The following is a 12649-nucleotide window of genomic DNA, read 5'->3' on the forward strand; positions in this document are numbered from 1 at the left end:
GCTGTCGCGTTGGCGGGTGCGGGTTCGTTGTGGTTGCTCGCGCAGTTCCTCGCGCCCCTGGGGGGTTAGGGCCGGCGTGCGATCAGATCCGCGACCGTAGCGATCGGAGACGTACGCGAACGCCCACCCGCCTCATGCCGATCCGCCAGTCGATAGGCGACGTAAAGCCCCCGCACCCCGAGCCACCGCAACGGCTCCGGCTCCCACGTGCCCGGCCGATGTCCGGTCCACGGCAACCGGGTCAGCCGGGACTCCCGCCCCAACACCAGATCGGTCAACGTACGGCCGGCCAGATTCGTGGAGGTCACCCCATGCCCCACATACCCCCCGGCCCAGCCGAGCCCGGTCACCCGGTCGAGCCCAACCGTCGCCGACCAGTCCCGCGGCACCGCAAGCACCCCGCACCACGCATGGTCGACCCGGGCGTTGGCGGTCTGCGGCAGCACCTTGTACAAGGTCTCGGTCAGCTCACCGATCGTCCGGTCGGCCACCCGCCCGTCGGAGTCGGTCCGCGACCCGAACCGATACGGCACCCCCCGCCCCCCGATCGCGATCCGGTCGTCCGGCGTGCGCTGGGCGTACAGATGCCCGTGCGCGGTGTCACCCAAGGTCTCGCGCCCGGCCCACCCGATCTCGTCCCAGACACCCGCCGCCAGCGGCTCGGTCACGATCATCGAGCTGTTCATCGGCAACCAGGCCCGCCGCAGCCCCTTCAGAGACGCGGTGAACCCCTCAGTCGCCCGCAGGACGACAGGCGCGCGCACCACACCGTGCGCAGTGACCGCCCGCCCCGGCTCCACAACGCTGACCGGCGACTTCTCGTACAGGCTCACACCAAGTCGTACGACCACGTCGGCGAGCCCGCGCACCAGTGCCGCCGGCTGCAACCGGGCGCAGTGCGGCGTCCAGGCAGCCGCCGTCATCCCCTCGATGCGGATACGTTCGGCGGCCTCCTCCGGCGTCAGCATCACCGAGTCCGTGACACCCCACTCGTGGTCGTCCTCGGTCTTGTGCCGCAGCCGGGTCGCCTGCGCCGGGGTCCGGGCCACGCGCAGGGTGCCGCCCTTGACGATGTCGGCGTCGATGCCCTCCCGTTTCGCGACGGCGATGATCTCGTCGACGGCCTCGTTCATCGCGCGCTGATAGTCGAGCACCGCCTCCCGTCCGTACTGCTCGGCGAGCCGGTCACGCGCCCCGGGCACCAGCCCCGACGCCCAGCCGCCGTTGCGCCCGGACGCGCCGAACCCGGCGAACTCGGCCTCCAGGACGGTGATGCGGAGCGTCGGGTCGGCCCGTTTCAGGTAGTACGCGGTCCACAGGCCGGTGAGACCCGCGCCCACGATGCACACATCGGCGTCGCGGTCGCCGGGCAACGCCGCTCGGGGGGTGGGGAGTTCACTGAACCAGTGGGAGATCCGGCCGTTGACCGGTCCGGGCCGGCCGAGCGTGGTCGCGCTCACGGGGTGTTCCTTTCGAAGCGGCGGGCGTGCGGGTGCCGGAGGGTTCAGACGCCGAGCAGGCCGGGCAGCTCGGACAGGTCCTTGATCTCCTCGTACGGCTGGAACGCGGCCGAGCCCGGGAAGCCGTACCGGTTCACCCAGATCCGTCGCATGCCCGGGTAGCGCTTGGTCGGCATGATGTCGTACTCCCAGCCCTGGGCGGTGTGGACGATGTCCTCCGGTCCGCGCCCGGTCGCCTCCATCAGGTACTCGAAGGCCTGCGGCAACGGCTTGTACGCTCCGGCCTGTTCGGCGGTCAGGACGTAGTCCCACTCGACGCCCAACTCGTCGACGGCGTACGAGATGAGGTCGTCCTCGCTGTTGGAGAGGATGGCGATGTCGTACTCGCTCTTCAACCGGCGCAGCGCGTCCGGGACTTCACGGAACGGCTTGAACTTCTTGATGGCCTCGATCAGCGCCTCGCCGTCCTCGTCCCGGTACTCCAGGCCGTGCAGCAGCATGACGTTGCGCAAGGTGCTGCGGACGATCTCGCGGTAGGGGCGGTACGCGTCGACGACGCCCTGGAAGCGCATCACGTACGCGTCGTGGTGGAACTGGTCGGGGTCGACGTCGAGTTCGGCGAGCCGGTCCTTGACGATCTCGTGCGTGGCGGCGCGGGTGTCGAAGTTGATGAGGGTGCGGTAGCAGTCGAAGCTGACGACCTTGCGCATGGGGTGAACTCCTAGACGGGGGAGGGGTGTTCAGAGACTTCGGGGACTTCAGAGACTTCGGGGACTTCAGGAACGGCTGACGGCCTTGGCCAGACCCACGTCCTTCAGGGCCAGGTCCTTGGTCTCGGGGGCGAGGAAGTACGACACGACGAGTCCCGCCAGTGTGATCACCACCGCGATCCCCAGCGTGCCGCGCACGCCCAAGTCGTCGGCGGCGATGGGGAGAAGGAACGTGGAGGTGGCCGACCCGACCCGGCTCATCGCGGTCGCGATGCCGACTCCCGTGGCCCGCAGGTCGGTCGGGAACAGTTCGCTCGGGTAGACGAACTGCAGCCCGCTGCCGGCCGCCTCGAAGAACTGGAACGCGGCGAACAGGGTCACCACCAGGAACGCCCAGTGCAGCGGCAGCACCGCCAGCGCTAGCAACGACACGGTGATGCACGCGAACGTGCTGATCAGCAGCGGGCGGCGACCGATCCGGTTGACGACGATCAGGCCGAGGGCGATGCCCGCGACGGCGAGAGTCGTGATCAGCGCGCTCGCGCCGTACGTGCTCTCCACGCCGAAGGCCGAGAGCATCTGCGGCTGGAAGGAGCGGACCGCGAAGGCGGGCGCGACCTGACAGATCCAGAACACGGAACAGAAGACGACCGGGACCGTGTACCCGCGTTTGAAGATCTCGACGAGGTTGCCGAGCCCCGAGCCGCCGCGCTGTTCCCGCTGGGGCTCGGCGAGGAGTTCGTCGGCGTCGATGTCGGAGCCGAGGTGTTTGCGTACGACGGCCCGCGCCTCGTCGATCCGGCCGCGCGAGGCGAGCCAGCGCGGTGACTCGGGGATACCGGCCCGGAACACGAGGAAGACCAGCGCCGGGACCGTGCCGGAAGCCAGCATCCAGCGCCAGGCGTCGTCACCGAGACCGGTCAGCGCCCAGCCCACCCAGTAGCTCACGCCGTAGCCGACCCACCACGCGAGCACCAGGCCGGACAGGGCCGGGCCGCGCAGTCGGCGGGGGACCAGTTCGGTGGTGAGGGCGGAGGCGATGGGGTAGTCGGCGCCGATCGCGACGCCGATGAGCAGCCGCAGCACCACGAGCTGCCAGGCCTCCGCGACGAAGAACTGGAGTGCCGAGAAGACCACGAACGCGGCCAGGTTGAGGACGTACATCAGATGGCGGCCGACCCGGTCGGTGATCGGGCCGAAGACGACACCGCCGATGAACACGCCGATCAGGACGGACGCGGCGACCAGGCCGGTCCACAGGGTGTCGAGGGCGAGTGCCGGGGTGATGAGGCCGAGCGCGACACCCATCACGCCGAGCAGATAGCCGTCGCAGAACGGGCCGCCCATGGCGACCGCCATGATCCGGCGGTGGAAGGAACTGACGGGCGCGTCGTCGAGCGACGAGCCCCCCGAGGTGGTCGAGGACGAGGTCACGGACATGCTTGAGGCTCCTGGGGACGCAGGGGCGGAGGAGGTCGTGCGTCAAGCATTCGAATGCGTACGCCGCTGTACGCCGGAGAGACCGACTGGTCACCGAGGGGGGAGGGGGACGGTGAGGCGGTCCGGGGTTGGCAACACCCTGGTTCAGTGCGCGGCCACCGTCAATGAACACCGTGTTCGCTTCGCCGCCGGTGGGTGGACAGTGTGTTCCGCGGACGCGGTCCGGTTGACAGACCGTCCACACCGGGCGGGCCGGGGGAACACGTTGTCCGTTGCCCCTCCCGGCGCACCGCCCACAGGGTGAGAGATGTCCCCCGCACCTCCTCACGTCGTGGGAGAACCGCCGTATGACACACCTGTCAGAGCACCTGCGCCAGGCCACACCGGTCGTCGTCGAACGCGGCGAGGGGGTGCATCTCTTCGGTACGGACGGCCGCCGCTATCTGGACTTCACCGCCGGCATCGGCGTCACCAGCACCGGCCACTGCCACCCCAAAGTGGTCGCCGCCGCGCAGGAGCAGGTCGCCACGCTGATCCACGGCCAGTACACGACGGTCATGCACCAGCCTTTGCAGCGCCTGGTCGAGCGGCTCGGCACGGTCCTCCCGGACGGCCTCGACAGCCTCTTCTTCGCCAACTCCGGCAGCGAGGCCGTCGAGGCCGCGCTGCGCCTCGCCCGCCAGGCCACCGGCCGCCCCAACGTCGTCGTCTGCCAGGGCGGTTTCCACGGCCGTACGGTCGCCGCCGCGTCGATGACGACCTCCGGCGCCAAGGTGCGCACCGGGTTCGGGCCGCTCATGGGCGGGGTCGTCGTCACACCGTTCCCGCACGCGTTCTACTACGGCTGGGACGAGGAGACGGCGACCCGGTTCGCGCTGCGCGAGTTCGACCAGCTCCTCCAGACCGTCTCCGACCCGGACGACACCGCCGCGATCTTCGTCGAGCCGGTCCTCGGCGAGGGCGGCTACGTCCCCGCCAACTCGGCCTTCCTGCAAGGACTCCGGGAACGCGCCGACCGGCACGGCATCCTGCTCGTCCTCGACGAGATCCAGACCGGCGTCGGCCGCACCGGCCGCTTCTGGGGTCACGACCACTTCGACGTCCGCCCCGACATCCTCATCACCGCCAAGGGCCTGGCCAGCGGCTTCCCGCTGTCGGCCATCGCCGCCTCCGAAGAGCTGATGCGGAAGGCACGCCCCGGCTCGCAGGGCGGAACGTACGGCGGGAACGCGGTCGCCTGCGCCGCGGCCGTCGCCACCCTCGACGTCGTCGAGGAGGAGAACCTGGTCGCGAACGCCGCCGCCATGGGCACCCGGCTGCGGGCAGGGCTCGACGAGGTCGCCGCCAAGAATCCCGCGATCGGTGACGTGCGCGGTCTCGGCCTGATGCTGGCGAGCGAGTTCGTGACGGAGACGGGCGAGCCCGACCCGGGGACGGCAACTCGCGTGATGCGGGCGGCCGTTGACGAGGGGCTGCTCCTGCTGCCCTGCGGCCCGTGGGGCAACGTCGTTCGTATGATCCCGCCGCTGATCGTCGACGCGGGCGCGATCGACGAGGGGCTGCGCGCCTGGTCGGCCGCCGTCGCGGTGGGCACGGCCGGATGATCGACGCCCGCTCCCTGGTCGACCTGCTGGCCCGGACGGCTCCGGGCCTGGAGGTCGACACGGGGGAGGGGCAGCGCGCCGCGTACGCGTACGACGCGTCCAACTACCGGGTGCCGCCCCTCGCCGTCGCCTTCCCGCGCTCCGCCGAGGACGTGGCCGCGCTCGTACGGGCCTGCCGCGACCTGCGCATCCCGCTCACCGCGCGCGGGGCGGGCACCAGCATGGCCGGCAACGCGATCGGACCCGGCGTGGTCCTCGACTTCTCCCGCCACCTCAACAAGGTCATCGCCGTCGACCCCGACACCCGCACCGCCGTCGTCGAACCCGGCGTCGTCCTCGACGACCTCCAGCGCGCCGCCGCACCGCACGGCCTGTTCTTCGGCCCCGACCCGTCCTCCCACAGCCGCTGCACCCTCGGCGGCATGATCGGGAACGACGCGTGCGGCAACCACTCGGTGCGCTACGGCCGGACGGTCGAGCACGTCGAGGAGCTGGAGATCGTCACGGCCACGGGCGTACGCGCGGTGGCCGGAGCCGGCGGACTACGCGCGGTCGAGCCCGAGAACGCGGCCGAAATCACGGCCCTGGACTCCGAGTTGACCCGACTCGTCGATGCCAACCTCGCCGCCCTGCGCACCGAACTCGGCCGCATCCCCCGCCAGGTATCCGGCTACCAGCTCCACCACCTCCTGCCGGAACACGGCAAGCACACCGCCCGCGCCCTGGTCGGCACCGAGGGCACCTGCGCGATCGTCACCCGCGCGACCGTACGACTGCACCCCGTGCCCGCCGCCACCACACTGCTTGCGCTCGGCTACCAGGACGTCGTGGACGCGGCGGCGGACGTCCCGGCGATCCTGCGCCACCGGCCCACCGCCGTCGAGGGCATGGACGAGGCCATCGTCGCGACCCTCCGCCACCGACGCGGCCCGCACGCCGTCACCGGTCTGCCCGAGGGCGCCGCCTGGCTCTACGTCGAACTCGACGGCACCGACCAGACCGACGCCGACACGCGAGCCTCCGAGGTCCTCGCCGAACTCCGCGCCGGGGAACGGATAATGGCGGGCCGCGTCATCGACGACCCCGCCGAACGCCGCTCCCTGTGGCGCGTACGCGAGGACGGCGCGGGACTCGCCGCCCGCCTCGTCGACGGCGGCACATCCTGGCCGGGCTGGGAGGACGCGGCCGTAGACCCGCACCAACTAGCCGACTACCTAAGGGACTTCCGCACCCTCCTCGCCAAGCACGACTTCACCGGCGTGCTCTACGGCCACTTCGGCGCGGGCTGCGTCCACGTCCGCATCGACTTCGACCCGGCGACGCCGGAGGGTGCTGCGGCTATGCGCGCCTTCCTGGAGGAAGCCGCCGCGCTCGTCGTCTCGCACGGCGGCACCCTGTCCGGCGAACACGGCGACGGCCGCGCCCGCAGCGAACTCCTCGCCACCATGTACACCCCGCGCATGCGGGCCGCGTTCGCCTCCTACAAGCGGTTGTACGACCCCGACGGCATCCTCAACCCGGGGGTGATCGTCGATCCGGCGGCCGTCGACGCCGCCCTCGCGCTGTATCCGATCAACTCGCGTGCGCCGGTCAACTCCCGTGTGCAGCACGGTGGTTTCACCTTCCCCGACGACCCGGGCGGCCTCGCCGAAGCCGCGAGTCGGTGCATCGGTGTGGGGCGTTGCCGCAGCGACACCGGCGGGGCCATGTGCCCCAGCTATCGCGCCACCCACGACGAACGCGACTCCACGCGAGGCCGCGCCCGGCTGTTGCAGGAGATGCTGCGCGACGGCCCCGGCACCGTCATCACCGACGGCAGCCGCTCGACGGAGGTACGGGACGCCCTCGACCTCTGCCTGTCCTGCAAGGCCTGCGCCGCCGACTGCCCGGTCGGCGTCGACATGGCGACGTACAAGTCGGAGTTCCTGCACCGGCATTACCGGCGCCGACTGCGCCCGCTCAGCCACTACAGCCTGGGCTGGCTGCCCTGGTGGGCGGCGCTGGCCCGCTGGTTCGCCCGCCCCGTGAACGCCGTACTCGGTGGACCGTTGGGCCGACTGGTCGCACGGCTCGGCGGAGTGACCACCGAGCGCACCCTGCCACGCTTCGCCCGACGCCGTGACCTGCAAGCACAGCTGCCTCCGCAACCGGCGACTCCGGCCGCCGTACTACTCGTCGACTCCTTCACCCGCGCCTTCCGCCCCGACGTCGCCGGAGCCGCCGCCCGCGTCCTGGCCGACGCCGGTGTCCCCGCGACCGCGCGCGAGGGGCTGTGCTGTGGGCTCACCTGGATCAGCACCGGCCAACTGGGCATCGCACGCCGCGTGTTGACCCGTACCGTCGAACAACTCGACGCCGAGGGCGATGGGGAGTTGCCCATCGTGGTCCCCGAACCGAGTTGCGCAGCCGCACTCCGCCACGACGCACCCGCCCTCCTCGGCACGGACTCCGCTCGCCGGGTCGCCGCCCGCGTCCACACCTTCTCCGGCGCGCTGACCGAACTCGCCGACCCCGACTGGAAACCCGCGGCCGTCCCCGACCGCGTCACCCTCCAGACCCACTGCCACGAGTACGCCGTCTTCGGCGAGACCACCCAGAGCACGCTGCTGCGCCGCCTCGGCGTCGGAGAGGTCGACGAGGCGAACGGCTGCTGCGGCCTGGCCGGCAACTTCGGCTTCGAGGCCGAGCGTTACGACACCTCGATGGCTGTCGGTGCCCTCTCGCTCGCTCCGAAACTCGCCGCACTCGACCCCGACGCCAAAGTCCTTGCCGACGGCTTCAGTTGCCGTACCCAGGCAGCCCATCTCACCGGGCCCGACGGCCCGCAGGCCCGGCACCTGGCCCAACTGCTCGACCCGAACCCGCCCGGAGGCACCCGCTGATGACCACCACCACGTCTGCGTCCACGTCTGTCGTCGACACCGTGTCCGTCGTCGAGACCGTCCCCAAGCAGCTCTTCATCGACGGGAGTTGGCAGGACGCGAGCGACGGTGGCCGTTTCGCCGTGGACGACCCGGCGACCGGCGAGCGGCTGTGCGAGGTCGCCGACGCCTCGCCGGCTGACGGTCAACTAGCCCTGGATGCCGCGGTGGCGGCACAGGTGGCCTGGGCCGCCACCGCACCCCGTGCCCGGAGCGAGATCCTGCGCCGCGCCTACGAGATCATCCTCGAACGGCGGGAAGAACTCGCCCTGTTGATGACCCTGGAGATGGGCAAGCCCCTCGCGGAGGCGCGCGGCGAGGTCGGTTACGCGGCGGAGTTCTTTCGCTGGTTCTCCGAGGAGGCGGTACGGATCGAGGGCGGGTTCACCCGGACCCCCGACGGCGCCAACCGCGTCCTGGTCATGCGGCAGCCAGTGGGCCCCTGCCTCCTCATCACCCCGTGGAACTTCCCCCTTGCCATGGGCACCCGCAAGATCGGACCCGCGATCGCGGCCGGCTGCACGATGGTTCTCAAACCGGCCCCGCAGACCCCGCTCTCCAGCCTGGCCCTCGCCGGAATCCTCACCGAGGCGGGACTGCCCGAGGGCGTCCTCAACGTCGTGACCACGACGGACGCCGCCGGAGTGATCGAGCCGCTGCTGCGCGGCGGGGGCGTGCGCAAGCTGTCCTTCACCGGGTCGACTCAGGTCGGGCGGCTGCTCCTTGCCCAGTGCGCCGACACCGTCGTCCGCACCTCGATGGAGCTGGGCGGCAACGCGCCCTTCATCGTCTTCGAGGACGCCGACCTCGACCGGGCCGTCGAGGGTGCCATGGTCGCGAAGATGCGGAACATGGGCGAAGCCTGCACCGCCGCCAACCGCTTCTTCGTGCACCGCGCGGTCGCGGACGCGTTCGCCGCGCGGCTCGCCGAGCGCATGTCCGCCCTCGCCGTCGGTCCCGGCACCCAACCCGCCTCCCAAGTGGGCCCGTTGATCGACGCCGCCGGACGTGCCAAGGCCGACGGTCTCGTCCAGGACGCCGTGACACGCGGCGCCAAGGTGCTGACCGGCGGTGAAGTCCCGGACGGGCCGGGCCACTTCTACCCGCCGACGGTCATCACCGAGGTCCGCCCGGACTCCGAACTGATGCGGGCCGAGATCTTCGGCCCGGTCGCCGCGATCCTCACCTTCGACAGCGAGGAGGAGGTCGTCCACGCCGCCAACGACACCGAATGGGGCCTGGTCGGCTACCTGTTCACCCGCGACCTCGACCGTGCCCTGCGCGTGGGGGAGCGGCTGGAAACCGGCATGGTCGGCATCAACACCGGCCTGGTCTCCAACCCGGCCGCGCCCTTCGGCGGCGTCAAGCAGTCGGGGCTGGGCCGTGAGGGCGGACGGGTCGGCATCGACGAGTTCCTGGAGTACAAGTACCTCGCCATTCCCGTGGTTTCCGTAGCGGCGGACGGCCGTGGCTGACCGGCTCGTCGTCCTGCACCAGGGCACCCTGCCGCCGAACGCCGAGCACATCGAAGCGCTCGCGGACACGGTGTACGCCACCGAGGAGGAACTCCCGCTCCTCCTGCCCGGCGCGGACATGCTCCTCTGCTGGCACTCCATCACCCCTGCGGTCGCGGCGAGTTGGCCGAAGGACCCGGCCCTGGCCCCCGCCTGGGTCCATGTGGCCGCCGCCGGAGTGGACTCGCTGCTCTTCCCGGCGCTGGTCGACCACCCGGACGTGGTGCTGACCAACTCACGGGGCGTCTACGACCGGGCCATCGCCGAGTACGTCCTCGGCCTGATCCTCGCCCTGGCCAAGGACTTCCCCGGCAGCTGGGAGCATCAGCGTCGCCGCGAGTGGCGGCCGCGAGACAGCGAGCGCATCGGCGGCCGTACGGCACTGGTGTGGGGGACCGGGCCCATCGGCCGTGCCGTCGCCCGGATGCTGTGCGCCGTCGGCATGCGGGTGTGCGGCGCCGGGCGCACCGCACGCGCCGACGACCCGGACTTCGGCACGGTGCACGAGGGCGCGAGCCTGCGGACCGCGCTGGCCGAGGCGGACTACGTGATCCTCGCGGCCCCGCTCACCCCGGCCACCCGCTGCATGGTCGACGCGTCCGTCCTCGGCGCCATGAAACCCGGAGCCCGGCTGGTCAACGTCGGCCGGGGAGGCCTCGTGGACGAAGAGGCACTCGTCAAGCACCTCGCGGACGGGCGCCTGGCCGGAGCCGCTCTGGACGTCTTCGCGCAGGAGCCGCTGCCCGCCGTCTCACCGCTGTGGGACATGCCCGGGGTGATCGTCTCCCCGCACACGGCCGGCGAAGTGACCGGCTGGCGCGCCGAGTTGGCGGACCTGTTCCTGGAGAACCTCACCCGCAGGGCGGAGGGCCGGCCATTGCGGAACGTGGTCGACAAGGCGAAGGGCTACGTGAGGGACGGAACTGCCATGGAACCGTGCTGAGTTCGCGCGCCGGCGGTCACCGCGGGGGCTCACGTCCCCATGCGCCGCCCGGCGATCTCCGCGGCCGTGTCCGCCACCAACTGCCCCAACTCGGGAAGCCGTTCGGCGTCGTAGCGCGAGTCCGGCATGGACACGGCCACGGCGGCGAGGGGGGTGCCGTTCTCGTCGAGGATCGCGGCGGCCACCGCGCACACGTCCGGCCGGTACTGGTTGCGGTTGACCGCGTAGCCGTCGGCTCGCACGCGCTCCAACTCGGCCCGCAGCAGGTCGGGTTCGGCCGGAGTGGACTCGCTGTAGCTCTCCAGCCCGCGGTCGATCAGCTCGTCCACGTCGGCCCTCGGCAGATGGGCGAGGATCGCACGGCCCGTGGCGGTGGCGTGCAGCGGTGAGGTGTCGCCGATGGTGTGGAACGTCCGTACCGCGTGATCGCAGTCCACCCGGTCCACGACCACCATGCACTGCAGCGCGTCCGGGACCGAGAGGTGAATGGTCTCGTTGACCGCGTCCCGCAGCCGGATCATGGGTTCCCTTGCTGCCGCGAACAGGCTCGATCCCTGGAGCGCCGCCGGCCGTACGGCCAGCACCCGGGCGCCGATCTCCCAGCGCGTGGTGTCCTTGCGGTTGGCCCGCAGCCACCCCGCCTCGTTCAGCGTGACCAGCGTGCGCTGCACCGTCGACTTGGGCAGTCCGAAGAGCTTGGTCAGTTCCCCCACCGTCACCGGCTGGTGCTGGGCCACCGCCTCCAGGATGCGCAGTGACCTGGTCACGCTCTTCATTTCCATCTGGTTTCCCCCTGTTAATCCTGCGAATGGTCTGACGGCAACCTCTTGACCCCCGTCAGCGACACTGCCATTCTCGTGCCAGATTCTAGCACAGCATGCCACATTGTGGCACGGTCTCCAGGGAGAGGAAGCCCTCGTGTCAGCCAGCAAGCGCGTCGCCGTCGTCGGCGTCGGAACGATGGGCAGCCAGACCGCCTGGCGCCTGGCGGCCCGCGGAGCCGAGGTCGTCGGGTACGACCGCTTCGCCCCGGGCCACGACCGCAGCGCGGCCGGCGGTGACACCCGGATCTTCCGCAGCGCCCACTTCGAGGACTCCCGCTACGTCCCGCTGCTCAAGCACGCCGACACTCTGTGGGAGTCACTCCAGCGGGAGACCGGCCGCGAACTGCGCCGCCTCACCGGCTGCCTGCTGATGGGCCCCACGGAACACCAGCAGATGGCGACCGTCCTGGAGTCCATCGCCGAGCACGGCCTCGACCACGAGGTCCTCGACACCGAGACGCTCGCCAAACGCTTCCCGCAGTTCCGCATCGAGGACGGCGACGCGGCCGTACTGGACCGCCACGCGGGCTTCATCCGGCCCGAGTTGACGGTCCTGAGCGCCGCCCGCCGCGCGGAGGAACTCGGCGCCCGCATCCACCGCTACACCCCGGTCCGCGAGATCGTGCCGGTCGCGAACGGCGTGGAGATCCGCACCGACACCGGCGCCGAACGCTTCGACACGGCCGTGGTCACCGTCGGCCCATGGGTGAACGACCTGCTGCCGGACCTGCCGTGGGAGGTGGACATCAGGCGGCTCATCAACGCCTGGTACGTGCCCACCGCCGACGACTGGTCCGGCCAGGAGCGCCCGGCCTTCATCCGTACGGCACCCACCCACTGCTACGGCCTGCCCTCCCCGGACGGCGTCTCCGTCAAGCTCGGCCTGTCCCGCGCCCTGCACCGCCCGGCCGGCGACCCGAACCGGCTCGAACGGACCGTGGAACCGGGTGAGTTGGACATCTTCACCGAACTGCTGAGCCGCTACATGCCCGGCCTGCACCCCGACCCGATCCGCCTCTCCGTCTACATGGAGGGCTACACCGAGAGCAGCCGCCCGCTCGTCGGCCCGCTGCCGGGCCACGACAACGTGGTGCTGCTCGCCGGGTTCTCCGGCCACGGCTTCAAACTCTCGCCCGCCATGGGCGACATCGCCGCGGACCTCGCGCTCGACGGCGCCTCGCCGCGGCCCATCGACTTCATCTCCACCCTCGACCGAGCGGAGGCGTGAGCGCC

9 protein-coding genes are annotated in these 12649 nt (G+C 71.2%); 5 read left to right on the forward strand and 4 right to left on the reverse strand.

Annotation, left to right across the window (positions count from 1 at the left end):
- Positions 1-65: 65 nt before the first annotated feature.
- From OG588_RS48770 to OG588_RS48780, 3 genes are all read right to left on the reverse strand, one after another.
- Positions 66-1460: an NAD(P)/FAD-dependent oxidoreductase gene (locus OG588_RS48770; RefSeq protein ID WP_405952955.1), complete on the reverse strand. Its 1395-nt coding sequence runs from the start codon at positions 1458-1460 to the stop codon at positions 66-68.
- 44 nt (positions 1461-1504) lie between these two features.
- Complete coding sequence (locus tag OG588_RS48775) at positions 1505-2170, reverse strand: HAD-IA family hydrolase (RefSeq protein ID WP_405952956.1); 666 nt, start codon at positions 2168-2170, stop codon at positions 1505-1507.
- 66 nt (positions 2171-2236) lie between these two features.
- A complete protein-coding gene (locus OG588_RS48780) occupies positions 2237-3610 on the reverse strand; it encodes an MFS transporter (RefSeq protein WP_405952957.1) in 1374 nt (457 codons plus the stop codon).
- Between the two features lie 347 nt (positions 3611-3957).
- Here OG588_RS48780 and OG588_RS48785 point away from each other — a divergent pair, with 347 nt between their 5' ends.
- The 4 genes from OG588_RS48785 to OG588_RS48800 are packed head-to-tail and all read left to right on the forward strand — an operon-like array spanning position 3958 to position 10592.
- Positions 3958-5214 carry an aspartate aminotransferase family protein gene (locus OG588_RS48785; RefSeq protein WP_405952958.1) on the forward strand — a complete coding sequence of 419 codons (1257 nt, stop codon included), beginning with the start codon at positions 3958-3960 and terminating at the stop codon, positions 5212-5214.
- The gene (locus tag OG588_RS48790; RefSeq protein ID WP_405952959.1) at positions 5211-8096 is read left to right on the forward strand and encodes an FAD-binding and (Fe-S)-binding domain-containing protein; all 2886 of its coding nucleotides are present in this window, start codon (positions 5211-5213) and stop codon (positions 8094-8096) included. The genes OG588_RS48785 and OG588_RS48790 overlap by 4 nt, the downstream gene beginning before the upstream one ends.
- Positions 8096-9610 (forward strand): NAD-dependent succinate-semialdehyde dehydrogenase, encoded by a 1515-nt coding sequence (locus OG588_RS48795; protein ID WP_405952960.1) that lies wholly within the window; start codon positions 8096-8098, stop codon positions 9608-9610. Before OG588_RS48790 ends, OG588_RS48795 begins: the two co-directional genes overlap by 1 nt.
- Positions 9603-10592, forward strand: coding sequence for a D-2-hydroxyacid dehydrogenase (locus OG588_RS48800; protein ID WP_405952961.1), 990 nt, complete (start codon positions 9603-9605; stop codon positions 10590-10592). The genes OG588_RS48795 and OG588_RS48800 overlap by 8 nt, the downstream gene beginning before the upstream one ends.
- A gap of 29 nt (positions 10593-10621) precedes the next feature.
- On the opposite strand, the gene OG588_RS48805 is transcribed toward OG588_RS48800, so the two are convergent.
- Positions 10622-11368: an IclR family transcriptional regulator gene (locus tag OG588_RS48805; protein ID WP_405953408.1), complete on the reverse strand. Its 747-nt coding sequence runs from the start codon at positions 11366-11368 to the stop codon at positions 10622-10624.
- 142 nt (positions 11369-11510) lie between these two features.
- On the opposite strand from OG588_RS48805, the gene solA reads away from it, so the two are divergent.
- Positions 11511-12644: an N-methyl-L-tryptophan oxidase gene (solA, locus tag OG588_RS48810; RefSeq protein ID WP_405952962.1), complete on the forward strand. Its 1134-nt coding sequence runs from the start codon at positions 11511-11513 to the stop codon at positions 12642-12644.
- The last annotated feature ends 5 nt before the right edge of the window (positions 12645-12649 follow it).

It is taken from the genome of Streptomyces prunicolor (genome assembly GCF_045162825.1).
In the GTDB taxonomy this organism is placed as follows: Bacteria; Actinomycetota; Actinomycetes; order Streptomycetales; family Streptomycetaceae; genus Streptomyces; species Streptomyces prunicolor.